This is a genomic window from Kribbella antiqua (assembly GCF_004345665.1).
GTDB lineage: Bacteria > Actinomycetota > Actinomycetes > Propionibacteriales > Kribbellaceae > Kribbella > Kribbella antiqua.
Genome location: NZ_SLWR01000010.1, coordinates 323,007 through 347,306, shown reverse-complemented (window position 1 = coordinate 347,306; position 24,300 = coordinate 323,007). Strand labels below are relative to the sequence as shown.

The following is a 24,300-nucleotide window of genomic DNA, read 5'->3' as shown; positions in this document are numbered from 1 at the left end:
GGGTTGGGTGGTGAAGGGGGTGCGCGGCAGGTGGTGGGGCTTGCGGGGTTAGGCAGCGAGGGAGTGGAGGAGGGTTTGGAGGGTGCGGGCGGTGGTGAAGCCGGCTCGGTTGGCGCCGATGGTGCTGGCGGAGGGGCCGTAGCCGACGAGGTGGACCCGGGGTTCCAGGACCGTGTGGGTGCCGTCCATGCGGATGCCGCCGGAGGGCTCGCGGAGGTGCAGTGGGGCCAAGTGGGCGAGGTCGGCGCGGAAGCCCGTGGCCCACAGGATCGCGTCGACGTCCAGCGATTGGCCGTCGGCCCACTCGACGCCGTACGGCGTGATCCGCGCGAACATCGGGTGACGCGAGTACACCCCACGCCGCCAGGCGTCCCGCTCTTGCTCGCGTAGCTGCAGCCCGGTCACGCTCACCACACTCAGCGGCGGCAGACCGGCTCGCACTCGTTCCTCGACCTTGGCGACGACCTTCCGCCCGAGCTCCGGCCCGAACTCCTCACCAGTCCGCCACTCCGGCGGCCGCCGCGTCACCCACGTCGTCGACGCGACCGCGGAGATCTCCGAGAGCAACTGCACCGCCGAAGCGCCACCGCCGACCACCAGCACATGCTTCCCTGCGAACTCTGACGCCCCGCGATAGTCCGCAGTATGCAACTGCCGCCCGCGGAACGTCTCGATCCCCGGATACCAAGGCACAAACGGCCGATTCCACGTCCCGGTCGCATTCACGATCGCCTCGGCCAGATACGTCTCGTGATCGGTCTTCACCGAGAACAGCCCGTCGACCTTCCGCACGGTCTCCACCGTCACCGGCCGGACGACGGGCAACCCGAACCGCTGCTCATAGTCCTCGAAGTACCGCGGCACGAACTCGTTCGCCCGTTCCACCCCAGCGCTCGATGGCACCGGCACCCCCGGCAGATTCGCGATTCCATGCACGTCATGCATCGTCAGCGAATCCCACCGATGCTGCCACGCACCCCCAGGCGCCGCATTCCGATCCAGTACGACGACCTCGTCGTACGGCGTGAATCCGAGCCGGACCAGGTGATACGCAGCCGACAACCCGGCCTGCCCAGCCCCGATCACGACGACCTTCACACCGGTCTCAACATTTCCCGCCGCCGCTCTCTTCCCGGCCGGCGTGTGTTGAATGGATCTCACCGCGGCGTACGGCTACCGGATGGATTGGATCGTGCCTCGGCACCGGTGTCACCAACGCGCTCGCGGTCACCACCGCGAACCTGACTGGTGTCCGCCTCGTCCCCATCCGCGGCGCCGGGGCCGAACGACAAGTCGCGATCTTCTTGCCCCGCGACCGCCCGCGATCACCCACCCTGAGCTCCGTGATCGACGCCGTACTCGCCGTGGAACCGCCGTCCAACTAGCGGATGAACTGGTCCACGTAGTCCGCGCCGAGACCGTTCGAGCCGTAGTGGTCCCGGCAGAGCTGGATCTTGGTGAAGGTGTCCTCGTAGCCGGTCTGGTTGCCGTCGTCGTCGACGTAGATCATCGCGCCGGAGATGTTGAAGAACGTGATCATCTCGGTGCAGTCCTCCGGCACCCGCAGGGTGTGGATCTCACCCGGCGGCTCGTACACGAACGACCCGGTCTCCGCGACCCAGTCGTGTTCGTCGTACTGCCACTTGCCCTTGATCACGTAGCCGAACACCGCGCTCGGGTGCCGGTGCCGCGAGACGATCCCGGACCTGGTCACCTTCAGCAGGTTGCACCACTGCCCGGTGATCGTGTTCAGCATCAGCGGCCGGAACCACACGTCCGGCGCCTGCTGAACCCACAACCTATCGTCATCAGGCACCGCCGGTACGGCGATCTCCGCGGGAACACCAGCTGATACCGGGATCATGCGACAGCTCCTTCACATACTTTGATAGCCGCCGTCCACGGGCAGGACGGCGCCGGTGACGAAACCCGCGTCGGGCCCGGCGAGGAACGCGATCGCCCCGGCGACCTCCTCCGGCGTACCCCAGCGGGCCATCGGCGTACGGGAGATGATCCGGTCGGCGGCGACCGGATCGGCTTGCAGCGCGGAGGTGAGCTCGGTGGCGATCCAGCCGGGCGCGACCGCGTTCACCCGGATGCCCTCGGGCGCCCACGCGACCGCGAGCGACTTGGTCAGCTGGACGATGCCGCCCTTGCTGGCGCTGTACGCCGGGACCAGCGGGCCGCCGAAGTAGCTCAGCATCGAGGCCACGTTGACGATGCAACCGCGGCTGGCGGCGAGCAGGTCGTGCGCCGCCTCGGCCGCTCGCATCGCGCCGGTGAGGTTGATCTCGACGACCTCCCGGAACACCTCGGGCCGGTGCTCGTCCCCGCGCCTGATGATGCCGGCCGCGTTGACCAGTACGTCGAGCCGGTCGAGCGAGGCGATCAGGTCCTCGAGAGCTCCTTCCGCGCGGAGGTCGAGTTCGTGCAGCTCGGCGGCCCGCCGGAGCTCAGGAGAGGTGGCGGCGAGGTCGAGCCCGGCCGCGATCACCGTCGTACCGTCGATGAACAGCCGCAGCGCGGTGGCCGCGCCGATACCACTGGTCCCTCCGACGACGAGTGCGGTGCGCGGTGACATGTCCGGCATCCTGCCCAAGTTTCCAGGTCAGGACAACGATGACCCGGACGGCGGATAGGGGTCTTCCGCCGTCCGGGCCACGCCTGTGTACTGCGCAGGGCGTCAGGCGCTCGTGTCGATGCGCCGGTGGTAGTGCTGACCGGACTTGCCGCCGATCACAGCCGCGAACAGCGTGACCACCACGGCCGCGACGACCGCGATCAGGCCACCGGTCGTGAGCGTGTCGTCCGCGATCGGCACCGAAGGCAGGTCCACCCGGTCCAGTACGTCGTACTGCGAGCCGGCCAGACCGGCGATCGCGGCCACCACGGCCGTGACCACCACGCCGATCAGCCAGACGCCGAAGCCCTGCCGTCCGCCGTCGAAGCGGGCGAGCCGGCCGGCGACGTATCCGCCGTTGTAGTAGGCGATCGCCAGGATCAGCAGCGCCACCGCGCCGGACACGATGCCGATCGTGCCTGCGTCAGCCTCTGCCGCGTTCCAGTCGATGGTGATCGCGTAGTCGACCGCTGCCGCGACCGCGCCGACGATTCCGGACAGCAGCGCGATCAGCCCGACCGCGACCAGCCAGCCGAAGAACGCGGCGCCGCCCTTGAAGCCCCGGTAGACCGGATCGACCTCGTTGTCGGTCGAGATCCGGACGTCCGCCCGGTGCAGGGGAGCGCGGTCAGCCTCCGGGTCGTGCACCGGGGTATTGTCGGTGTCGTCGTAGTTGCTGAGCTGCGGGTCAGTGTCGTCCCGATACCGCTGGGCCATGTCAGTTCTCTCCTCGCGAGACAGCCCCGTGTCGACCCACCGGTACCCGTCGGGACGCCGGTTAAGCGCGGACGCTGGCTGTGCGTGGCGAGGTGGTGACTGACGGCTAGAACTGCTGCTCGAGCAGCCGGTCGATCTTGTCGTGGTAGCGCCGGCCGGCCTTGCCGCCGACGATCGCGAACAGCAGCGTCAGGAGCAGCAGCGCTGCGGTGGCGACGATGCCACCCGTGGTCAGCGTGTCAGTGGTCAGCGACACGTCGGGGCGGTTCACGTCGGCGAGCAGGTCGTACTGATTGTTCAGCAGCGCTCCGGTGCCGGCCGCGAGTACGGCGAAGAGAAACGCGAACATCCACACGCCGAAGCCCTGCCGCCCGCCGTCGAAGCGGGCGAGCCGGCCGGCGACGTACCCACCGGAGTAGAAGGCCAGGGTCGCCACCACGACAGAGACAGCGGCCGCAGTGATAGCCGTGGCGCCGGGCTGTGCCTCCGCGTCGGCGCGCGTGTAGTCGAGGATCTCCGCCGTACCGAGTGCAGCCGCGGCGACGGCGATGCTGAGCACCACTGACATGGCGATGGCGATCAGCCAGCCGAAGAAGGCTGCACCGAACTTGAACCCTCGGTAGGCCAGCAGCTCCGGGTCCTCGACAGGCTCCATCGCGCCTGTGGGAGTCAGCGGCTGGTCCGGGATGATCGTGACGTTGCTCATCGCCCGGTGCGCCGCCGCCCGCGCCTCCTCGTAGCGCGCGGTGGTAGTCGCGTCGTTGTCAGGCTCCGTCATGGTGGCGGTGTCGCCGTACTGCTGGACCATGTCCACGTTCTCCTCACTGGTCAGCCTCGCGCCGATCCCTACCCGCCCGGACGCGGTCTGACACAACCGGGCGGTGGATTTAACCGGCCTCTGGCGCGGGTTCACTCCCCGTTGCCGGATACCGGCGGGGAGTGAAGACCAGGGGGCCGGCCGGGCGGGGCATGGTGCGGGTCTGCGATGAGCCGATCAGGAGGAGGCAGCGCATGTCAACCTGTGCCGGGTCGATTTCGCTCAGTGTTGTCACTGTGATCGACTCCGCCGCGCCGCCCACATCGCGCCCGATGACGACCGGAGTCTCGGGCGAACGGTGTTCCAGCAGCAGATCGCGGGTGGCTGCGACCTGCCAGGTGCGGGACTTCGACGCGGGGTTGTAGATGGCGATCGCCAGGTCCGCCTGTGCGGCAGCGGTCAGGCGCTCGGCGATGACCTCCCACGGCTTCAACCGGTCCGACAGGGACAGCACGCAGTAGTCATGCCCCAGCGGCGCTCCCACCCGGCTCGCGACGGCCTGGGCAGCAGTCATGCCGGGCAGCACCCGTACGGCGATGTCGGCGTACTCCGGCTCCGACGCGACCTCCGTCACCGCGCTGGCCATAGCGAACACGCCTGGATCACCGGACGAGACCACAACCACCTGTGAGCCCTTGCGAGCCAGATCGAGCGCGAACGCGGCGCGCTCCGACTCGACGCGGTTGTCCGACCCGTGCTTGCGCTGACGAGCCCGGTCCGGAAGCCGGTCGACGTACGGGCCGTAGCCGATCAGGTCGTCGGCAGTCGCGATCGCGGCGCGTACCTCGGGAGTCATCCACTCCGGTCCGGCCGGTCCAAGTCCTACGACTGTCACTGAGCCGTCTGTCTCGGTCTTGGGCCCCGGCGCGCTGAAGGCGTTGTTGATCGGGCTGGGGAGCAGGGCCAGTGAGAAGTACGGGACCTGGTCGGGGTCGACCTCAGCCAGGGGAGCGGTCCGCTGCTGCTCGGTCGTGGCGCGTTCGACGTACCAGGCCTCATCCGCCCGCCCGGCGAGTTCGAAGGCCTCGCGGACTCCTGCGAAGGTCCGGCCGAGCTTCATCACTGCTGCCGCGTCGGTGTTCCGCAGCCGATCCGCCAACACGTCAGGCGGCAGCGTGCCGGGCAGGACGGTGAGGATCTCGTCCCGCTCACACAACGGTCTCCCCAGTACGGCGGCCGCCGCGCTCACGGACGTGACGCCGGGGACCACCTCGCACGGGTACCGGCCGGCCAGCCGCTTGTGCATGTGCATGTAGGACCCGTAGAACAACGGATCCCCTTCAGCCAGTACGACGACATTCCGGCCGGCGTCGAGGTGCGCAGCCAGGCGGGCGGCACAGTCGGCGTAGAAGTCGTCCATCGCGCCCTGGTACCCGCCGGGGTGGTCTGTCGTCTCAGTGGTCAGCGGGTAGACCAAGTGCTCCTCGAGCTGTCCTTCGGTGAGGTACGGCGCCGCGACCGAGCGTGCGATGCTGCGGCCGTGGCGCGCGCTGTGGAACGCGATCACGTCCGCGGCGCCGATCAGCCGGGCAGCCTTCACCGTTACCAGTTCGGGGTCGCCGGGGCCTAGCCCTACGCCCCACAGTCGTCCGGTCACCCCACTCATAGTCACTCCGCCTCGCTTGCGATTGCGTTGATGGCGGCTGCGGTGATCGCGCTGCCGCCCCGGCGGCCTTTGACAACCAGGTATTCCAGGCCGAGGTCGTTTGCGGCCAGTGCGTCCTTGGACTCGGCGGCACCGATGAAGCCGACCGGGATCCCGAGGACCGCGGCTGGCCTCGGGGCGCCGTTCGCGATCACTTCGAGCAGCCGGAAGAGCGTGGTCGGGGCGTTGCCGATAGCAACGACCGAGCCTTCGAGTTTGTCCGTCCACAGGTCGACGGCTGCGGCGCTTCGGGTGGTTTCGTGGTGTCTTGCCAGCTCAGGAACCCTTGGATCGTGCAGTGTGCAGACCACTTCGTTGTTTGCCGGCAGCCGGCGCCGGGTGATGCCGGCGGCAACCATCTGCGCGTCGCACAGGATCGGCGCGCCGTTGTGCAAGGCGGCTCTGGCGTTCTTGACGACGTTCTCGGATGCTTCGAGGTCCTTGACCAGATCCGTCATCCCGCAGGCGTGGATCATCCGTACGGCGACCTGCGCGAGGTCGGCCGGGAGATCGTCGAGCGCTGCCTCGGCGCGGATCGTAGCGAACGACCGCCGGTAGATCTCCGCGCCATCCTTGACGTACTCGTAGCTCACTGCAGTCCCTCACCGTCGATCACATATCCGTTGCCCAGAGCAAGCACATCGACGAACTCGCCGGCCGGCTTGCCGCATCGCCGTTCACAACCCGACCAATGCATTGGCCTTTGGTGCCGGGGAAGCCGTGGCGTGACCCGGCGTGCATCCGCGCGTACGTCGGCAAGCGCCTTCGCGCAACCGGGCTGCCCCGCACACGCTGTCACACCGTTCCACGGCGAATCGGCCTTTGTGACCAACCCAACCTCCTCCAGCCGCTCAGTGAGGTCGTTCTCCAGCCCAGGCAGTACGACGGACCGCCACGGCGTGAGCCTGATCTCCCCGCTGCTGACGTGCTGGAGCACTTCAGCCTGCTCGGCGCCAAGACTCCCGAGCGGCACCGTCACTACCAGCGCTGTCCTGCCGTCAACCTGCAGGTGCGGTCCTGTGGGGACCCCGCTCGGCCCGGCCTCGCCGCCGGCGACTGCCCCGCGACCCGCCTCTCCGGCGTCCACCGCCCCGCGGTCAGCCTCTCCGGCGCTCCAGGTCTCGAGCCCGAGCCGGCCGAGGATCCTGTCACCTCCGTCGTCCAGCTCAGCCACCCGCCACGCCTGCTCTCGCTCGGCTAGAAACACCTCCGCGGCCGAAACCATCAACTGGGCCGCGTCGGCCCAGCTCACGCGCGCCTCGCGCCCTCCGACGTACAGGACGGCCTCACGCCCGTCCAGCGCGCGTACGGCGACATCGGCCTGGACTCCGGCCAGATCGCCGCGCCCGTCGTCCAGTGCGAACAGGAACCGACCAGGCAGCTCAGCCAGCCCGGGCCGCGCGCACAGCTCCCGATCCAGCTCAGCCGCCACGGGCAGAACGTCGTACCGGCTCTGCTCGTCGAGTCCGGACAGGGGAGAGGCGAGGATGTTCCGGACCCGCTCGTGGGTGATGGACGGCAGCAGTCCGGCGTCGTACAACCGCTCCGACAGCTCCCGCGGTCCGTCCGCCTTCAGCCCTCTGACCTGCACGTTTCCCCGTGAGGTCAGCTCCAGCTTCCCGTCCCCCAGCTCGCCGGCGGCCACTCGCAGTACCTCGAGCTGCTGACCGCTCAGCAGCCCGCCGACCACGCGCACCCGAGCCAGCCCGCCATCAGCCGCCTCGTGGACCGTCAGAACCCCAGGGCACCGGTCCTTCACCATCCTGGTCATCCCGCGATGCTACGTCCCCTGTCCTGGACCACAGCAGCACGCCGGTGGTCAGCAGGGCGCAGACGCCGCCGCACACCATCGCCACCGACACCGACCACGCGTCCACGACCAGTCCGCCGAGCAGGGCACCAGTGGAGAGCATCGCCTGGAAGGACGACGTGAACAGCACAGTGGCCGCCTCACGCGCCTGCACACTGGCGGGTTCGCGACATCGCCGTACTCTCGCAACCACCACGTCGCTTTCTCGCGACTCAGGTTTGTCGGTGGGCGGTGATCCGTCCGGAAGCAGATCGTCTGGCTTGAGATAATCCCGCGGTAGCCTTGGTCCTATGGCGAAGACTCCACCGCGCACGGTTCCCGACCTCACCGGCTACCTCACCCACGCCGGGCACGTCCTCGAAACCCAGCTCTCCGCCGCGCTGGCCGAGGTTGGCCTGACGCTGCGGATGCAGTGCGTCCTGCGGCACGCGCTCGAGGCCGAGCGGACCCAGATCCAGATCGCCGAGCTCTCCTACATGGACAAGACCACCATGGTCGTCACCGTCGACGCGCTCGAGAAGGCCGGGTACGCCGAGCGCAAACCGTCCGCCACGGATCGCCGGGCCCGCATAATCGCCGTCACCGAGGCCGGCGCCAAGATCGCGCACGAAGGCCAGCGGATCGTCGACCGCGTCCACGCCGAGGCGCTGGAAGCGCTCGCCGCCGGTCAGCGCCAGCCCTTCGTCAACGCCCTCGCGCAGCTCGTCGGCGGCCACCTGTCCACGCCCGTCGAGGCTCAGCCCGTACGACGGGCACGGCAACGGGCAAGCTGATCCGCAAAGAGATAGTCCGCTACCAAACTATCTGTTATGGTCGTTCTCATGACGACCACTTCGGCAACTCCTGCGATCGGCCACGCTGCCCGGGGCCGCGTGAAAGCTCTGATCGTGTTGTGTGTGATGCAGCTGATGATCATCCTCGACGGCACAGTGGTGACCGTCGCGCTGCCGACGATCCAGGAGGACCTCGGCTTCTCGCAGGCCGGTCTGGCCTGGGTGATGAACTCGTACCTGATCGCCTTCGCCGGCCTGCTCCTGCTGGCCGGGCGTGTTGGTGACCTGATCGGCAGCAAACGAGTCTTCCTCGCCGGCCTCGGCCTGTTCACCGCGGCCTCGCTCCTGTGCGGCGTGGCCAACAGTGCCGAGCTACTGATCGCCGGGCGCTTCCTGCAGGGCGTCGGTGGTGCGCTGGCCTCCGCAGTGATCCTTGGCATGATCGTCGGCCTGTTCCCGGCTCCGGGTGAGCGGGCGCGGGCTATGGGCGTCTACAGCTTCACTGCGGCTGCCGGTGCGTCGATCGGCCTCATTGTCGGCGGTGTGATCACCCAGACGATCGGCTGGCACTGGGCTTTCCTGATCAACGTTCCGATCGGCCTGGTGTCGCTGCTGTTCGCCGTACAGCTGCTGGCTCGTCAGAACGGGCTGGGGCTCGGCAGGGGTGCAGACGTGCTGGGCGCCGTACTGGTGACCGCTGGGCTCTCGCTTGGTGTCTACACGATCGTCCAGACCTCAGAGCCGGATGCCTCGCTGCCACGCACGCTTGTGCTCGCAGTGGTGTCCGTGGCACTGCTGGCGGCGTTCGTACTGCGGCAGGCGCGCATCGCGAACCCGCTGCTCGCACTGCACATCTTCCGCAAGCGGCAGGTGACAGTGGCCAACGTTGTGGTGCTCCTGCTGTTCGCGGCGGGCTTTGGCTTCCAGTTCACGACCGCGCTGTATGTGCAGCGGGTGCTGGGCTACGACTCGCTGATGACTGGTCTGGCGTTCCTCCCCGCGCCGCTGACGAACGCCGTCATGTCACTCTGGGTCGTGCCGCGCCTGACGGTCCGCTTCGGCTCACGCACGACACTGGCTGCGGGCCTGACTATCCTCCTGGTCGGCCTGCTCTGGATCAGCCAGGCACCCGTCAACGGCTCGTACGTCGTCAACGTCGCACCGGCGCTGGCACTCCTCGGCCTCGGTATCGGCGCGGCCATCCCAGCCGCGATCATGCTCGCAATGTCCGGCGCGGAACCAGGCGATGCCGGACTGGCCTCCGGTCTGAACAACACCGCGCAACAAGCCGGCGCCGCAGTCGGAACCGCCGTACTGGCCACTCTGGCGGCATCCACCACGACCAGTCGCCTGGGCGAAGGCGCAACCGACGTACTCGCGCTCCGCGACGGCTACGGCGCCGCCTGGCTCGGCGCAGTCGCCTTCGTCCTCGCAGCCCTCCTCCTGTCCCTCACCCTCCGCCGAAACTGATGGCTTACTCTTGTCGGCCGTGAGTACAACGCGGAACCCCGACCGGCTGGTCCTGTTCACCGATGCGGTCGTCGCCATCGCGGTCACGCTACTGATCCTGCCGCTGGTCGACGTCGTGACGGAGTCCAAGTCGGAGGGGCTCGACGCGGTCGAGGTGGTCACCGAGCACTGGACGCAGATCTACGCGTTCCTGCTGAGCTTCGTGGTGATCGCGAGTTTCTGGCTGGGGCACCACCGGCTGTTCGAGCATGTCCGCGCGTACACCCCGGCCGTGATGCGGCTGAACATCCTCTGGCTGCTGATGATCGTGATCCTGCCGTTCCCGACCGAGATCGTCGCCGGCTACGACAGTGACCGGTTCACGGCCGGTCTGTACGCCGGCAACATCCTTGCCTTGAGCATCTGCCAGAGCGCGCTCACCTGGCTGGTCAGCGGGCACCGCGAGCTCGAACACCAGGACGACCCGGTCAGCCGGCGGGAGCTCATCGGCTCCTTCGTGCTGACCGGGCTGACCCTGGTCGCCTTCCTGCTGGCGGCCTTCGTTCCAGGGGTCCACTTCTACGCTCTGCTCCTGCTGCTGCTCTCACCGATCACGCTGAGGGTCTGGAACCGCCGGCAGGCGCAGGTCAGCTGATACCTGCCCAGAATGCGCAGTGGTGTTCCGCGGTCAGGTTGACCTGCGGGATGCTGCCTTGGTTCAGTGCCAGCCCCGTGATGGTGTGAGCCTTGGTCGGTGCCCAGCGCGGTCGGTCTGGGCCGTTGGGGTCGCCGGTACGGGCGAAGGTGGTCCAGTAGTCGATCATCTGGTTCGACAGCCGTTGCTGTGCTGCTGTCGTCAGCAGGTCGTAGCCGCCGAGTCTGAACAGGTACGGCAGTTCAGTAGCGTGTGCAGCGCCCTGTCCGGGTTGCGCCAGTGGCGAGTGCTTGTCCGCGAACTCATAGGCGTACACCGGCACGTGCCGCGCTGCCTGCCGGTCGGTGGCGACCTGTGTGCACGACCAGATCCGGTCTGTGGTGACTGCGGCCCACGCCACGGCTGCTGAGTCGTACTGGTCGAGCGGGTACTCACGTAGTACTGCTGCCGCCTGGTCCGCACCGACCATGTTCGTGACCAGCTGCCTGTAGTCCTTGATCTCGCCGAACGCGGCCAGCCACGGTGTGGCCTCGTCGTGGTTATTGCCGGAGATCATCGGCACGTGGTGGAACAGCCCGGCCCGCATGGCCTTCGCTGGGTCCAGTGGCAGCACCGCACTGCCGCCGTACGCGATCTGGGTGAACTGCAGTGTGTCCTGCACGAGTACGTCGGACTTCGCTGACCGGAGGCATTCAAGGGTCTTGCAGCTCGTGTTCTCGGCGGCCCACTCCTTGCCGGTGGCCTGGACGCGGCTGACTGGCACCCAGGGGGAGTCAGCCGTCTGGCCCGGGTACTGGCTGTTGTCGTCCCAGTTGAACGCGCAGGACCCGCTCTGCATGACTGCCTTGGCGAACAGGCCGGTTGCGGTGGGGGAGGTCAGTTGCGCGCAGACGCTCATGCCGCCGGCGGACTCGCCTGCCACGGTGACGTTGCGCGGATCACCGCCGAAGGCTCGCGCATTCCGCTGCACCCACCGCAACGCCGCCTGCTGATCCTGAATCCCGAACGTGCCGGATCCGTTGAGCCCGGGGTAACCGAAGAAGCCGAAGATCCCCAGCCGGTAGTTGACCGTCACGACGACGACGTCACCCCTGGTCGCGAAGTTCGACGCCTCATAGCTGCTGCCCGCACCGGAGAAGAACCCGCCACCAGGGATCCACACCACCACAGCTCGCGGCTTGCTGGACGGCTGTGCGGGGGTGGTGACGTTCAGATAGAGGCAGTCCTCGGTGGTGGAACCGTCCGGCGCCTCCGGATTGGCCTGCTGCGGGCACGCGCTTGCGACATCCACGGCCGGCCGGACCCCGTCCCACGGTTTCACGGGTTGCGGCGCCTCCCATCGCCGTACTCCGACCGGTGGAGCGGCGTACGGGATTCCGTTGAAGACCCGAGCCTCGCCGGTCGTCTTGCCGCGCACCAGGCCGGCTTCAGTCCGTACGACGTCCTGCTGCGCCGGCGGATCGCTCTCTGCAGCGGCGCCATCCACCAGCACCCCAGTCAGCACCAGCGACAACGCCGTAGCCAACTGCACATACCTACGTTTGATCCTCATGCCGAGCAGCCTCGACCAGACCGCCCCACCCCCGCCTCAGCCCACCGGCCAAACCACTTACACCTTTGGTCTAAGTGGCACGCCTTCTCACACCGCGCTCTCGCCGCCGAAGGCGGCGGTTCTTACGCGTCGGGGCGGTGTCTTCTCAGCAGGTAGGTGTCCATGATCCAGCCCTTGCGGTCTCGGGCTTCGGCGCGAACCTTCTCGATCTCGGGGGCTACCTCGCGGAGGGGGCCGGAGATGAGGAGTTCATCAGGGGTGCCGAGGTAGGCGCCCCAGTAGATGTCGGCGTCCTGCCCGAGGTGCTCGGTGAACGCCGTCTGCGCGTCCAGCATCACAACGACGTCGTCCACGTCCTCCGGCCACGCCTTCGCCAGCCGCCGTCCGGTGGTGATCTGGATCGGCCGGCCCACCTGGTTGAGCCCGACCCGGTGCCGCGCCGCCAGCGTCGACACGCTGCTGATCCCCGGAATCACCTCGACCCCGAACTCCAGCTCACGGCGCGCCAGGATGTCGTCCAGGATCGCCAGCGTGCTGTCGTACAGCGACGGATCACCCCAGACCAGAAACGCCGCGACCTGACCCTCACCCAGGTTCGACGCGATCAACTCCGCGCACACATCGGCCCGTCGGCGCCGCCAGTCGTCGACCGCTTCGACGTACGCCGAACTGCTCCGGTCCCGCTCGGGATCACGCCCGACGACGACCCGGTACTCCTTGTCCTTGGCGTACCGGCGCAGGATCTCCTCCCGCAGGTCGACGAGCTCCTGCTTCACCTCACCCTTGTCCAGCACGAAGAACACATCGACCCGGTTCAGCGCCGACACCGCCTGCATCGTCACCTGCTCCGGATCACCCGCACCGACCCCGATCACCACGATCTCCCGCATGCGGCCGACCATATGTCACCGAACCACCGCGACCCCCATCCGGCCCTAGATGGTCAGTAGGAGGGCTGCTGCGATGACCGATCCGGCTACGGCGCCGCCGTAGCAGAGGGCTGCGATGGGGGTGCCGTAGCGCTTGAGTTGGAGGCCGTCGTAGAGGGTGTAGCGGAAGCGGTGGGCCCAGTGGAAGAGGGCCAGCGCGGAGAGGCCGAAGAGGATCAGGCGGGTGATCCAGTTGTGGAGTACGGCGGACAGATGGTCGTACGACGGGTCGAACCAGTCGAGCGGGATCGCGATGCCGAAGAGGAACAGCAGGATCGGGACCATGAGCGCGGCGGCCATGCCGCCGGAGCTGAAGAGCAGCCAGAGCAGCGGTTCGGGGGAGCGGCGGTGGTTCATCGGAGCACCACCCAGGCGACGATTGCTGAGAGCAACAACCAGGCCAGGTAGTGGGCGGCAACGATCTGCGGTGGTGGGATGCGATGGCCGCGGAGGCGGACGACCATTGCCCGAGGCGCCAAACCGAACCAGGTCACCACGTGCAGCAGCACGAAGGCGAGCGCGATCAGGTTGAGGACGAGGACCCACGAGGACCCGCTCCAGTCGACGAAGCGCGCGTACGACGGAGCGCCGTCGCCGATCGCGTTCACCAGCAGGAGCAGGTAAACCACGAACCAGGCGACGAAGACAGCGCTCAGCTCACGCAAGACGAAGAGCAGATACGAGCGCCGGGAAAGCCACCAGAACAACGCGATCGGCCGCCTGTAGGATCGCCCCGTCGAGGCCGTCACCGCTTGCTCCTTGGCATCAGCAAGTTCTTCACAGTCTGGGTTGCAGCGGTGAGTTTGTACCGCTGGATCGCGCCCGCCGGATCAACCCCCTTCGGGCACGCCGCGCTGCACTCCCCGACGAACGTGCACGCCCAAATCCCTTCAGGCGAAGAAAGCACCTCCAGACGCTCCGCAGCACCCTCGTCCCGCGAGTCGAGGTTGTACCGCTGTGCGAGCGCGATCGCGGCCGGCCCGATGAACTCCGGCTCGAGCGCGTACACCGGGCAGGCCGAGTAGCAGAGCATGCAGTTGATGCACATGCTGTACTGCTGGTACTCCTCCAGCTCCTCCGGCGTCTGCAGGTACTCGCCCTGCTCGACCGGGCTCTGCACGTCCCGCACGATCCACGGCTTCACCGTCGGCAGCTTCGCCATGAAGTCCTCGATGTCGATGACGAGGTCGCGGATCACCGGGAAGTTGTGCAACGGCTCGACCCGCACCGGACCAGGGGCGTAGTCGGTCAGGAAGGTCGCGCAGCTCAGCACTGGTTCGCCGTTGACCGTCATCCCGCAACTGCCGCAGATGCCCATCCGGCACGACCACCGGAACGACAGCGTCCCGTCCAGTTGATCCTTGATGTACGTCAGCCCATCGAGGACCGCCCAGTGTTCGCGCAGCGGCACCTGATAGCTCTGCATGACCGGCGAAGAGTCGACCTCAGGCCGATAGCGCGCCACCTCGAGTGTGATTTCGTCTGCCATCGACTACCTCCCGTAGATCCGTTCCCCAGGCGGCCACCGGGTGATCGTCACCGGGAGATAGCTGACCCGGCCGGTGCCGTCAGCCCCACGCTGGATCAGCGAATGTGCAAGGAACCGCTCGTCGTCACGACGAGGGAAATCGGTCCGCTGATGCGCTCCCCGCGACTCCTCCCGCTGCAGCGCGCACGCGATGATGCTCTCGGCAACATCCATCATGAAACCGAGCTCGAGCAACGCGATCAGCTCGGTGTTGAAATCCTTGCTGTGATCATCGATCGCGGCATGCGCGAACCGCATCCGCAGCTCGTGCAACTGATCGGATGCCTTGGTCAACGAATCACCGTCGCGGAAGATCCCGGCGCCGTTCTCCATCGTGGTCTGCATCTCGGTCCGGATGTCCGCGATCCGCTCGTGCCCCTCCGCGTGCCGTGCCAGCTCCTCGGCCAGCCGCCGCTCCTCATCGCGGGCCATCGCCTGCACAGCAGAAGGTACGGCCTGACGGTAGCGCGCGGCGAAGACGGCAGCGGCCCGCCCGGCGCGGTTGCCGAAGACGAGGCACTCCGGCAACGAGTTCGACCCGAGGCGGTTGGCGCCGTTGATGCTGACGCAGGCGACCTCACCGGCTGCGTACAGACCGTCCAGGGACGTCGCGCCGCGAATGTCGGTGTGGATGCCGCCCATCATGTAGTGCACTACCGGGCGTACCGGGACCAGCGAGGTCACCGGATCGATGTTCTGGTACTTCGAACACAGCTCCCGCACGAACGGCAGCTTCGCGTCGATCAGCTTCGCCCCCAGGTGCCGCAGGTCGAGATTCACCACCGGCCCGTACGGCGTATCGATCGTCCGGCCCTTCTCGAACTCGTGCACGAACGCCTGCGACAGCCGATCCCGCGGCCCGAGCTCCATATTGCGTAGGACCGGGTCGGGTGTCGGCGTACCGAGGTCGTAGTCCTGCAGGTACCGGTAGCCGTCCTTGTTGAGCAGCCAGCCACCCTCCGCCCGGGCCGCCTCGGTGATGAGGATGCCGGTGAAGGGCAGGCCGGTCGGGTGGTACTGGACAAACTCCATGTCCTTCAATGCGGCGCCGGCCCGATACGCGAGCGCCATCCCGTCGCCGGTCTTGATGTTGGCGTTCGTGGTGAACGGGAAGACGCGTCCACAGCCGCCCGTGCAGACGATCACCGCGCTGGCCGTGATGGTCTCGATCCGTCCCGTCGCCAGTTCGATTGCCACGACGCCGTACGCGCGTCCGTCGTCGACGAGGATCTTGGTGACATACCACTCGTCGTACCGGACGATGTCGGAGTACGAAAGCGCGGTCTGGAAGAGCGTGTGCAGCAGGTGGAACCCGGTCCGGTCGGCGGCGAACCACGTGCGCTTCTTCTTCATCCCACCGAACGCCCGTACGGCGATCCGCCCGTCCGGCTGCCGGCTCCACGGGCAACCCCAGTGTTCGAGCCGGAGCAGTTCCCGCGGCGCTTCGGCGACGAACGCCTCTACGGCGTCCTGGTCGCAGAGCCAGTCGCCACCGGACACCGTGTCGTACGCGTGCTCGTCGAGACTGTCGTCTGCCGCAGAGACAGCAGCGGCGCCGCCTTCGGCGGACACCGTATGGCTGCGCATCGGATAGACCTTCGAGATGACGGCCACCCGGAGCGCCGGGTTGGTCTCAGCCACCGCGATAGCAGCTCTCAACCCGGCGCCGCCGCCCCCAATCACCACGACATCGTGAAAGGTGCTCATCGATCAGGCCTCATGATCGCCGCTGTGTTCGTCCAGCAGGATCTTGCCGTCGTGCCGCACGGTCCGGATCCGCAGGCTGCCGTCGTGGAACTCGTGCCGCATCTGCCGGCAGCCACAGGCAAAGTGCATGTCGTCCAGCCGGAAGCCCTCGAAGTCGTCCTCCTGGCTACGGTCCGCGTCGCCCATCCGCCCACACGGCGCCCGCTCCCCAGTCAGATGCGTCCTGGTCCCGGTCATTCACCCACCCCCTCTAGGCTCTGAGGTGTTTGTGACTCACATCACACCTCGATAGTGCGCCTCAGAGCCGGGCCAGGGCAATGTCTCGGGCTACGGCTTGGATTCGCGCCATTCTCGTTCGAAGGGGAGGCGCCAGGCTCGGGGGGCGATGAGTTGGTGGATGGCGTTCGGGCCCCAGGTGCCGGGTTGGTAGGGCTTGACCGGGGGCGGGTCCTCCAGCAACAAAGCCGAGCGGTCCCACAGCGACTCGATGCCCTCGGCGGTGGTGAAGAGGGTGTGGTCGCCGCGCATGGCGTCCAGGATCAACCGCTCGTACGCCTCCAGTACGTCGCCCGCGCTCTCGGTCTCCTGGGTCGAGAACTGCATCGACAGCTTCTCCAGCCGCATCCCCGGACCGGGCCGCTTGCCGTAGAACGACAGAGACACCCGGGACGAGTCGGCCAAGTCGAAAGTCAGGTGGTCCGGTCCCTGCGACCCGACCCCGGAGCCCGCCGGGAACATCGTCTTCGGCGCTTCCTTGAAGGCGATCGAGATGATCCGCATCCCCTCCGCCATCCGCTTGCCGGTGCGCAGGTAGAACGGCACGCCGGCCCACCGCCAGTTGTCGATCCCGACCTTCATCGCGATGAACGTCTCGGTGTCGGAGTCCGGCGCGACCCCCTGCTCGGTGCGATAACCGCCGTACTGACCCCGTACGACTTCAGTCGGCTGGATCGGGAGCATGGACCGGAAGACCTTGTTCTTCTCCTCGGAGATCGCCCGCGGCTCCAGCGCGGTCGGCGGCTCCATCGCGACGAACGACAGCACCTGCAGCAGATGCGTGACGACCATGTCCTTGAACGCGCCGGTCGGCTCGTAGAATGCGGCCCGCTGGTCGAGCCCGAGCGATTCGGGGATGTCGATCTGGATGTGGTCGATGAAGTTGCGGTTCCAGATCGGCTCGAACAACCCGTTCGCGAACCGGAACGCGAGGATGTTGAGCGCCGCCTCCTTGCCGAGGAAGTGGTCGATCCGGAAGATCTGCGACTCGTCGAACGTCTCGTGCACGTAGTTGTTCAGCTCGATCGCGCTGGCCAGGTCGTCGCCGAACGGCTTCTCCATCACCACCCGGGCCCGGTCGACCAGGTCCGCGTCGCGCAGCATCGCGATCACCGACTGCGCGGCCTTCGGCGGCACCGAGAGGTAATGCAGCCGACAGGCATCCGGGCCGAGCAACGCTTCGGCCGCCTTCACCGCGGTCGCGAGCGCCTCCGGCCCGGCCGTCACCGGCACGTAGTCGAGCCGCTCGGCGAACTGTGCCCACTCCTCGTCGGTGAACTGGTGTGTCCCGAACCGCTCCACCGCCTCGCGAGCCCTGGCGCGGAACTCGTCCGGAGTGATGTCCTCGACCGCCGAACCGATGATCCGTACGTCGGGCGCGAACTTGGACTGCTGCAGATACGCCAACCCAGGCAGCAGCTTGCGCTTGGCCAGATCTCCGGTCGCGCCGAACAGCACGATCACATGCGGCGCCAGTGGCTCCGGATCCCGCCGCGACGGCCGCGAACCGGGAGCGGGATACGCGATGGTCTGAGTACGGTCAGGCATGCAGTCCTCCACAAAGAGCCGACACCTCGAAGTCTAGGCACCGACGGTCCGCGATCACGCATGCCTGAGTGATCAACTTCTGTTCACCTGTACGTTCCTTACCAAAGTCCACGAATTCGCGGAAAAAAGACACAGTCCGCCCATGACCCACCGCCCGCGCCTGGGCAGGACGCTTTGGCCCCTGCTGGCAGCCGCACTCATCGCCGGATCCGTCGCCGCGATCCACCCCTCGTCCGCAGGAGCCGAGACCACCACCGGCAACGGGCCGGCGCTCAGCGTCCGCGACGGGCAAACCCTCGAAGGTACGGTCGAGCTCACCGCCGAGCCGGTCACCGAGAACGACTCGGTCACCGCACTGACCATCGACGGCAAGCCGGTGGACGCCGGCAAGACGGCCGGCACCGCACACTTCGCGTTCGACATGGGCGGCAACGGCACCGAGGCGCGCTACCACAACTACTTCACTGTCAACGGCCGCACGGACCGCATCGCCTTCCCCGATGTCGCCGGCGGACGCACCGGCACCCTCGATTTCCCCGGCGCATGGCTGCACGAAGGCAGCAACACCATCACCGTGTACGCCGGAGCGAACTGGGTCGACACCACCAGCACCACCGCGGTCGGCGTCGAGGCCCTCCCGTACGGCGAGGGCCTCCGCTGCCCGAACTACGACGACTTCGCGCTGAGCAGCATCAGCCTGAGCCTCCTCGGTGTGGTCGCCGACGGCGAGCAGAACGCGTTCAGCTACAACCTCGGCGACGGGACCTGCGGTACGTCGAAGAAGGCGCTGACCCAGGACCTCACCTTCGTCGTCTCCGGCGAGCCCGGCAGTACGGCGGGCTTGAGCATCGACCTGGACACCACCATGCTGTCCAACGGCTCCCACACCATCACCGCGACCACGACCTCAGGCGCGACCACCACCGTCACCGTCGACGTCAACAACGCCCCGGCCGGCGCCGCGAAGGTGACTCCGGCCGACGGTTCCGTCGTACGGCGTACTCAACCGGTGATCGCGGCTCTGCCGACGGGCAGCGGCGACCGGGTCGACTCCCTCGCCATCGACGGCACCGCGGCCGGCAACGCCGAGACTCTGGCAGCCGGTACGGCGACGTTCGGGATCACCATCGAGGCGGGCAACTCGGTCGAGGCGAAGTACCACAACTACTTGCTTGTCAACGGCAACAAAGTCGACCTCGGCGGCGACTACGGCGTCGGCGGCGCGGAGAACGTCAGCCTGAAGTTCCCGACCCGACTCCTGCACCCCGGCGACAACGTCATCGAGGTGAAGACCGGTGACTACAACGGCACCCTCAACGGCGCCACCTGCGCGAACCACGACGACTTCAAGATCAGCGGCCCCGGCCTCGCTCTGAGCACCGCGGGCACAGTCATCCCCGGTACGACGTACCTCGTCACGGCCGGCGCCAAAGCGGCGACCACGGACGCGATCCTTGCCCTGGGCGACGGAACCTGCGGCGCGAACAAGGAAGCCGAGTTCCACTTCGCCATCGCGGATGCGCCGACGACGCGGACGATCGAGACTCTCGGCAGCGGCGGCGACGCGCATCTGAAGGTCTTTGTCGGCGGCAACGGTGCGGACAACGGCTACGACAACAAGGTGCTGATCAACGGCATCCCGCTGAACCTCGGCATCTGGGAGAAGGAGGTCGCCGACCTGACCTTCCCGAACGAGTGGCTGGTCCCAGGCGTCAACGCGATCGAGTTCGTCGCCGGCAACGACCACGGCAGCACAAAGCCCGGCGGCTGCGACAACTACGACGACTACACGCTCCGCGACTTCAAGCTCGAACCGATCGGAGCCAAGGCGACTCAGCTCACCAAGGAGATCGCCGGGACCACGGTCACGATCGGCTCGGCCAGCTACCCCGCCGGTACGCCGGTCACCGTGTCCGTCGGCGACGGAAGCTGCAGCAGTAGCAACAACGGCGTACTGGACAAGACGATCCTGTTCGACGTCTCCGCTGAGTTCGGCGTGACGCTGCCGCCGCTGGGTCTGCGGGCGGATGTCGACACCACGCGGTTGCCGGACGGCCGGCACACCATCGAGGCCGCGGTGGGGGAGAAGACCGCGAGCCGGCACTTCACCGTCGACAACACCGCGCCCGAGATCGAGAGCAGTGTCCCGGCGAACGGCCAGCGACTCACGTCGACCGTGGCTTTGACGGTGAACCTCAAGGACGCGTCGGGCATCGTCGGTCAGCCGGCGATCTCGTTGGACGGCAAAGCGGTCGAGCAAGGCGGCCAGATCGGTCACGGCCTGCCCGCCGGAGCGCACACGATCGCGATCACCGCGACCGATGCCCTCGGCAACACCGCCACCCGCGAAATCCAGTTCACCAGCGCGAGCATCCCGGATGTCCCGGCCGACCTCACCGCCACCGTCACTGGCACCAACTCACCGGCTGCCAAGCTCGAAGCCAAGATCCCCGGCGAGGACGGCGTACAGCTGACGGCGACCTTCACCAAGGCCGACGTCGTCACTCCGTCCACGGGCTACCAGGGCGAGGCATCCGCCGTACCGACGACGCTCGATGTCGCGCACGACGGCAGCGTCGACGTCAACTCGCTGCGGCCGCTGGACGGCAAGTCGGTCAGCACGCCGTCCGGTCGCGACGTGGTCTTCCAGCGGTACGACGTCAAGCTCGGCAGCACCGGTAGGACGCCGACGCTGCGCTGGGAGGGCACCATCGACCCGGAGCGAGTCGTCGCCCTGCGAGTGTGGGACGGCGCCAGGTGGATCGCACTCACCAGCTCGCGGGGTCAGGCCGACAAGACCACAGCGCTGACGACGCAACTCGAGAACCGCTACCGCGACGGCGACACCGTCCATGTACTGGTCACCGGCGAGGACCCGTTCGCCGACGACCTGTCGCCGCGTGACGCGTCGGCGCAGAACGACAAGGACCACCTCGAGGACCCGTCGGCGTACGACTTCGCGATCGCGCACTTCACCGACACGCAGTACCTCACCGAAGGGGCGGCCGGCGGCACGTACGACGACTTCGACGGCCAGACCGAGCCGTCGGACGTGGAAACCGCCGAGGAGCAGGCGATCTGGGCGTCGGCGTACCGGAACACCACTCAGTGGATTGCCGACAATGCGACAAACCGGAAGATCGCCTACACCGCGCACACCGGCGACATCATCGAGAACGACTACTACGACCCGCTCGCCAAGAAGCCGGACGGAACGCTGCAGCGGCCCGGTCTGGACGAGCAGGTGCAGAAGGAACTCGCGGTCGCCTCGAGCTTCCAGAAGATCCTCGACGACAAGGGCGTGGTGAACCAGGTCATCGCCGGCAACCACGACAACCAGCTCGGCGCCGAGACTGGTCGGCACTCCCGCTTCAGCCAGGTCTTCAGCGCACACCGGTATCAGCAGGCATCCGGCGCCTGGCCAACCGGAAGCGAGTACCACGCCTGGGACGAGCAGATCCAGGCGGATGGCACCACGACGCCCGGCGAGGACAACCAGAACAACTACGTCCTCTTCTCCGCCGGCGGTCTGGACTTCGTCGCGGTCGGTCTCTCGTACGGCGTGACGCCGCAGGAGGCCAAGTGGGCCGACTCGATCTTCAAGCGGTACAAGGACCACAACGGGATCCTGCTGTCACACGACTACCTCCGGCCGTCAGCGAACCCGGACGGTCGTGGCGCCGACTTCTCCGCACCGGACGGCTCACCGCTGTACAAACAGGTCGTCGAGAGCAACCCGAACGTCTTCCTGGTGCTGGCCGGCCACGAGCACGGCGTCGGCACCAACCTGAAGACGAACGTCGGCGTGACGGTCGCGCACGACGTGGTCGAGCTGCTCGCGGACTACCAGTTCTACACAGTGCCCGCGGGTGAGCTGTGGCCCTCGAAGGTCGATGCCAATGGCAACATTGATGTCAACAGCGATGGCGTTGTCGACCACAAGGCGACCGACCGCTTGCAGTTCGGCGCGAGCTTCCTGCGGCTGCTGCAGTTCGATGTCAAGCGGTCGGTGATGAAGATCGACACCTACTCGCCGTTCCTCAACAACTACGGGGCGACCGAGTACGACATCCGCCAGGACGGCAGCCAGACCAAGCCGCGGTACAACGGTGCCGAGGACAACCTGACCCTGCCGGTCGACCTCACCACCCGCAAGACGTCCTTCTCGACCGAGTCGCTGGCGGCCTACGTGCCGACCACCGTCATCGGCTCCGACTCAGTCGCGGCGAACGGCACGGCTTCGGTGACTTGGCCGGGCCTTACGCCTGCGACGTCGTACAGCTGGATCGTTTCGGCGAAGAGTGCGGATGACGGTGTGGCTGTCGCGCAGCCGGCGGTGTTCCGGACGGCGAAGGGCAAGCCGGCCGTGACCATGACCTCTGCTCCGGTGAACTGGAGTACGGCGGCAACCGTGACGGTCAAGGTGGACGCCAGCCCAGTCCCGGTGACTGGCACTGTCGAACTGCGCGAGGGCGACAAGGTCCGCGGCTCGGCGAGTCTGTCTGGCGGTACGGCGAAGTTCACGCTCCCCGTCGGCCTCGCAGCCGGCAGCCACACGCTGACCGCGTCGTACTCCGGCAGCGACTCACTCGAGGCCGCTCAGGCGACCGGCACAGTGACGGTCAACCTGCCGCCGGCGTGGAAGTCGACGACGCTCTACAAGGCCGACGCCAAGGTCAGCTACAACGGCAAGCCGTACCTGGCTGCCTGGGCGAGCATCCACCAGCAGCCCGGCGACCCGCGCGGCGCCTGGCAGGAACTCGCCATGACCGAGGACGGTACGACGATCTGGACAGCGTCCCGCATCTTCACCAAGGGCGACATCGTCATCAACCAGGACCACAGGTACCAAGCCCGCTGGTACACCCGAAACCAGGCCCCGGGCGACCCCCGCGGTCCTTGGAGCCTGATCAAGTAGCCGACCCGGCCCGGGGCTCTTGCGGTCCCGGGCCCGCTTCCGGCTAGCTGGATGATGCGGACTGCCACAGGCCGATGAGGTTGCCCTCGGAGTCGGTGAAGTACGCGGCGAAACCCATGTCGCCGACCGGGATCTTCTCGCCTACGGTGTTGCCGCCGAGTTGCTCGATCGACTTCCAGGTCGCGTCGATGTCGTCTACATCGATGGTGAGCACCGGCCGGTTGATCTCGCCACCACCGGCACGGTCGAACATGCCGCCGTTGATGAAGCCGGGCTCGGCCGGGAACCCCTGTTCGTTTACCGGCCCGGTCGACACCGTCGTGTACTTCAGCTCCGGCATCTCCTGGAGTTGCCACCCGAACGCCTCGGCGTAGAACCTCCGCGCCCGCTCCCCGTCGTCGTACGGAATCTCGAAATGCACCACTCGTCCTGCCATCTCACGTCCTCCCCTGGGATCCGGTTCATTTCGACGCTAGCCCCGGTCCTGACCGCCCGCCAGAGGTCGGCGGATCATGTTCGTCGCCATCATCCGAGGCTGATCCCGGCAGTTGGGGGCGGGGGAGTGGAAGGTGTCGCAGTGCATGAAGAACACGTCGCCTGCGCTGCCGGTCAGCTCGACTACTCGCAGCTTTACGTCGTCGATCTCGGCGCCGTCGACCATGTAGCGCCGTACGCGATCATCGCCCGGATCGCCGTCCCACAGATCCCGCAGCCAGGGATCGACCGCGGCCAGGGCTTTCCGGAGCCGCTTTGGGTGCGGGCCGTCGTCGGAGGGGTCGGCGTACTTGGCCACCAGGTGGTGCGATCCCGTGAGTACGACGGTCGCGCCGCCGCGTGGGCGGATGTCGTTCAGCAGCACGAAGATCTGTACCGCACGCAGCCCGGATCCCGGCACGAAGTCGTTGTGCCAGACGGTGAACGGAACATCCCAGGGGGTGGTCTCCCGGCGCGGAAAGGTAACCAGCAGCCCGCCCCACTTACCCGGCACCGTCCACTGCCCCAGCAGCCCGTCCAGCATCGATCGAACCGCCGGTGAGCCGATCCGCTCGAACTCACCCCGCCGTGCCACCTTCTGCAACCCCGACAACCGCTCCTCGATCACCCACGTCGTCGGATCTGTCCGCTCTATCTGGTGCTCCGCGCGCACGTGCTCCCAGATCAGGTCACACATCACGTTGACGTCTGCTGCCGGGATCGCTGCGGGCAGGTGCAGCAGCCCCGTCCGCTCGAACTTTTCGCGCTGAGCTGGCGACAGCATGCGCATCACGCTAACGCCGTATCGCACCGCGACGCGAAGGATTTAGCGCGGGCGCCCTACAGTTGGCTGCGACTGGGTCTCTCGGCCGGCGGCCTTTG

At 67.4% G+C, this 24,300-nt stretch carries 22 protein-coding genes; 4 read left to right on the top strand and 18 right to left on the bottom strand.

Features of this window, described 5'->3' with window-relative positions:
• Positions 1 to 48: 48 nt before the first annotated feature.
• From EV646_RS28060 to cobG, 8 genes are all read right to left on the bottom strand, one after another.
• Positions 49 to 1,098, bottom strand: a complete 1,050-nt coding sequence (locus EV646_RS28060) for an FAD-dependent oxidoreductase (RefSeq protein ID WP_132153756.1) — start codon at positions 1,096 to 1,098, stop codon at positions 49 to 51.
• Between the two features lie 283 nt (positions 1,099 to 1,381).
• Positions 1,382 to 1,864, bottom strand: a complete 483-nt coding sequence (locus tag EV646_RS28055; protein ID WP_132153754.1) for a 2,4'-dihydroxyacetophenone dioxygenase family protein — start codon at positions 1,862 to 1,864, stop codon at positions 1,382 to 1,384.
• A gap of 12 nt (positions 1,865 to 1,876) precedes the next feature.
• On the bottom strand, positions 1,877 to 2,581 hold the full coding sequence (locus EV646_RS28050; RefSeq protein ID WP_241996374.1) for an SDR family NAD(P)-dependent oxidoreductase: 705 nt from the start codon (positions 2,579 to 2,581) through the stop codon (positions 1,877 to 1,879).
• Positions 2,582 to 2,683: 102 nt separating this feature from the next.
• Positions 2,684 to 3,337: a hypothetical protein gene (locus EV646_RS28045; protein ID WP_132153750.1), complete on the bottom strand. Its 654-nt coding sequence runs from the start codon at positions 3,335 to 3,337 to the stop codon at positions 2,684 to 2,686.
• Between the two features lie 106 nt (positions 3,338 to 3,443).
• Positions 3,444 to 4,145 (bottom strand): hypothetical protein, encoded by a 702-nt coding sequence (locus EV646_RS28040; RefSeq protein ID WP_132153891.1) that lies wholly within the window; start codon positions 4,143 to 4,145, stop codon positions 3,444 to 3,446.
• 79 nt (positions 4,146 to 4,224) lie between these two features.
• Positions 4,225 to 5,751 (bottom strand): precorrin-2 C(20)-methyltransferase, encoded by a 1,527-nt coding sequence (locus EV646_RS28035; protein ID WP_241996373.1) that lies wholly within the window; start codon positions 5,749 to 5,751, stop codon positions 4,225 to 4,227.
• An 11-nt stretch (positions 5,752 to 5,762) separates the two neighbouring features.
• Positions 5,763 to 6,392, bottom strand: coding sequence for a precorrin-8X methylmutase (locus EV646_RS28030; RefSeq protein ID WP_132153746.1), 630 nt, complete (start codon positions 6,390 to 6,392; stop codon positions 5,763 to 5,765).
• The gene (cobG, locus tag EV646_RS28025) at positions 6,389 to 7,570 is read right to left on the bottom strand and encodes a precorrin-3B synthase (RefSeq protein WP_132153744.1); all 1,182 of its coding nucleotides are present in this window, start codon (positions 7,568 to 7,570) and stop codon (positions 6,389 to 6,391) included. The genes EV646_RS28030 and cobG overlap by 4 nt, the downstream gene beginning before the upstream one ends.
• 329 nt (positions 7,571 to 7,899) lie before the next feature.
• Here cobG and EV646_RS28015 point away from each other — a divergent pair, with 329 nt between their 5' ends.
• Genes EV646_RS28015 through EV646_RS28005 form a run of 3 tightly spaced genes read left to right on the top strand, consistent with a single transcriptional unit; the run spans position 7,900 to position 10,486 of the window.
• Positions 7,900 to 8,382 (top strand): MarR family winged helix-turn-helix transcriptional regulator, encoded by a 483-nt coding sequence (locus EV646_RS28015; protein ID WP_132153742.1) that lies wholly within the window; start codon positions 7,900 to 7,902, stop codon positions 8,380 to 8,382.
• Between the two features lie 48 nt (positions 8,383 to 8,430).
• Positions 8,431 to 9,852: a DHA2 family efflux MFS transporter permease subunit gene (locus tag EV646_RS28010; RefSeq protein WP_132153740.1), complete on the top strand. Its 1,422-nt coding sequence runs from the start codon at positions 8,431 to 8,433 to the stop codon at positions 9,850 to 9,852.
• A gap of 19 nt (positions 9,853 to 9,871) precedes the next feature.
• The gene (locus tag EV646_RS28005) at positions 9,872 to 10,486 is read left to right on the top strand and encodes a TMEM175 family protein (protein ID WP_158291035.1); all 615 of its coding nucleotides are present in this window, start codon (positions 9,872 to 9,874) and stop codon (positions 10,484 to 10,486) included.
• Here EV646_RS28005 and EV646_RS28000 read toward each other — a convergent pair.
• The 8 genes from EV646_RS28000 to zwf form a co-directional block, all read right to left on the bottom strand.
• Positions 10,479 to 12,038, bottom strand: coding sequence for a carboxylesterase/lipase family protein (locus EV646_RS28000; RefSeq protein WP_132153736.1), 1,560 nt, complete (start codon positions 12,036 to 12,038; stop codon positions 10,479 to 10,481). The two genes, EV646_RS28005 and EV646_RS28000, sit on opposite strands and share 8 nt — an antisense overlap.
• A 122-nt stretch (positions 12,039 to 12,160) precedes the next feature.
• Entirely contained in the window at positions 12,161 to 12,928 is a 768-nt protein-coding gene (gene cobF / locus EV646_RS27995) for a precorrin-6A synthase (deacetylating) (protein WP_132153734.1), read from the bottom strand.
• 45 nt (positions 12,929 to 12,973) lie between these two features.
• Positions 12,974 to 13,324 (bottom strand): fumarate reductase subunit FrdD, encoded by a 351-nt coding sequence (gene frdD, locus EV646_RS27990; RefSeq protein WP_132153732.1) that lies wholly within the window; start codon positions 13,322 to 13,324, stop codon positions 12,974 to 12,976.
• Entirely contained in the window at positions 13,321 to 13,716 is a 396-nt protein-coding gene (locus EV646_RS27985; RefSeq protein WP_132153730.1) for a fumarate reductase subunit C, read from the bottom strand. The genes frdD and EV646_RS27985 overlap by 4 nt, the downstream gene beginning before the upstream one ends.
• Positions 13,713 to 14,456 carry a succinate dehydrogenase/fumarate reductase iron-sulfur subunit gene (locus EV646_RS27980; RefSeq protein WP_132153728.1) on the bottom strand — a complete coding sequence of 248 codons (744 nt, stop codon included), beginning with the start codon at positions 14,454 to 14,456 and terminating at the stop codon, positions 13,713 to 13,715. Before EV646_RS27980 ends, EV646_RS27985 begins: the two co-directional genes overlap by 4 nt.
• Positions 14,457 to 14,459: 3 nt before the next feature.
• The gene (gene frdA, locus EV646_RS27975) at positions 14,460 to 16,202 is read right to left on the bottom strand and encodes a fumarate reductase (quinol) flavoprotein subunit (RefSeq protein WP_132153726.1); all 1,743 of its coding nucleotides are present in this window, start codon (positions 16,200 to 16,202) and stop codon (positions 14,460 to 14,462) included.
• A gap of 3 nt (positions 16,203 to 16,205) precedes the next feature.
• Complete coding sequence (locus tag EV646_RS27970; protein WP_199237232.1) at positions 16,206 to 16,439, bottom strand: hypothetical protein; 234 nt, start codon at positions 16,437 to 16,439, stop codon at positions 16,206 to 16,208.
• Between the two features lie 90 nt (positions 16,440 to 16,529).
• Positions 16,530 to 18,026 (bottom strand): glucose-6-phosphate dehydrogenase, encoded by a 1,497-nt coding sequence (gene zwf, locus EV646_RS27965; protein WP_132153724.1) that lies wholly within the window; start codon positions 18,024 to 18,026, stop codon positions 16,530 to 16,532.
• 142 nt (positions 18,027 to 18,168) lie between these two features.
• On the opposite strand from zwf, the gene EV646_RS27960 reads away from it, so the two are divergent.
• Positions 18,169 to 22,944: an Ig-like domain repeat protein gene (locus tag EV646_RS27960; protein ID WP_132153722.1), complete on the top strand. Its 4,776-nt coding sequence runs from the start codon at positions 18,169 to 18,171 to the stop codon at positions 22,942 to 22,944.
• A 43-nt stretch (positions 22,945 to 22,987) separates the two neighbouring features.
• Here EV646_RS27960 and EV646_RS27955 read toward each other — a convergent pair whose 3' ends face one another.
• On the bottom strand, positions 22,988 to 23,380 hold the full coding sequence (locus EV646_RS27955; protein ID WP_132153720.1) for a VOC family protein: 393 nt from the start codon (positions 23,378 to 23,380) through the stop codon (positions 22,988 to 22,990).
• Positions 23,381 to 23,416: 36 nt separating this feature from the next.
• Positions 23,417 to 24,202, bottom strand: coding sequence for a phytanoyl-CoA dioxygenase family protein (locus tag EV646_RS27950; RefSeq protein ID WP_158291034.1), 786 nt, complete (start codon positions 24,200 to 24,202; stop codon positions 23,417 to 23,419).
• Positions 24,203 to 24,300 lie beyond the last annotated feature (98 nt).

Bases quoted from the DNA above. Each gene is read 5' to 3' on its own strand.
- cobF (WP_132153734.1), bottom strand. From the start codon at position 12,928: ATGCGGGAGATCGTGGTGATCGGGGTCGGTGCGGGTGATCCGGAGCAG.
- zwf (WP_132153724.1), bottom strand. From the start codon at position 18,026: ATGCCTGACCGTACTCAGACCATCGCGTATCCCGCTCCCGGTTCGCGG.
- EV646_RS27980 (WP_132153728.1), bottom strand. From the start codon at position 14,456: ATGGCAGACGAAATCACACTCGAGGTGGCGCGCTATCGGCCTGAGGTC.
- EV646_RS28015 (WP_132153742.1), top strand. From the start codon at position 7,900: ATGGCGAAGACTCCACCGCGCACGGTTCCCGACCTCACCGGCTACCTC.
- frdA (WP_132153726.1), bottom strand. From the start codon at position 16,202: ATGAGCACCTTTCACGATGTCGTGGTGATTGGGGGCGGCGGCGCCGGG.
- EV646_RS28040 (WP_132153891.1), bottom strand. From the start codon at position 4,145: ATGGTCCAGCAGTACGGCGACACCGCCACCATGACGGAGCCTGACAAC.
- EV646_RS28055 (WP_132153754.1), bottom strand. From the start codon at position 1,864: ATGATCCCGGTATCAGCTGGTGTTCCCGCGGAGATCGCCGTACCGGCG.
- EV646_RS27955 (WP_132153720.1), bottom strand. From the start codon at position 23,380: ATGGCAGGACGAGTGGTGCATTTCGAGATTCCGTACGACGACGGGGAG.
- EV646_RS28050 (WP_241996374.1), bottom strand. From the start codon at position 2,581: ATGTCACCGCGCACCGCACTCGTCGTCGGAGGGACCAGTGGTATCGGC.
- EV646_RS28000 (WP_132153736.1), bottom strand. From the start codon at position 12,038: ATGAGGATCAAACGTAGGTATGTGCAGTTGGCTACGGCGTTGTCGCTG.
- EV646_RS27950 (WP_158291034.1), bottom strand. From the start codon at position 24,202: ATGCTGTCGCCAGCTCAGCGCGAAAAGTTCGAGCGGACGGGGCTGCTG.
- EV646_RS27960 (WP_132153722.1), top strand. From the start codon at position 18,169: ATGACCCACCGCCCGCGCCTGGGCAGGACGCTTTGGCCCCTGCTGGCA.
- frdD (WP_132153732.1), bottom strand. From the start codon at position 13,324: ATGAACCACCGCCGCTCCCCCGAACCGCTGCTCTGGCTGCTCTTCAGC.
- EV646_RS28045 (WP_132153750.1), bottom strand. From the start codon at position 3,337: ATGGCCCAGCGGTATCGGGACGACACTGACCCGCAGCTCAGCAACTAC.
- cobG (WP_132153744.1), bottom strand. From the start codon at position 7,570: ATGACCAGGATGGTGAAGGACCGGTGCCCTGGGGTTCTGACGGTCCAC.
- EV646_RS28010 (WP_132153740.1), top strand. From the start codon at position 8,431: ATGACGACCACTTCGGCAACTCCTGCGATCGGCCACGCTGCCCGGGGC.
- EV646_RS27970 (WP_199237232.1), bottom strand. From the start codon at position 16,439: ATGACCGGGACCAGGACGCATCTGACTGGGGAGCGGGCGCCGTGTGGG.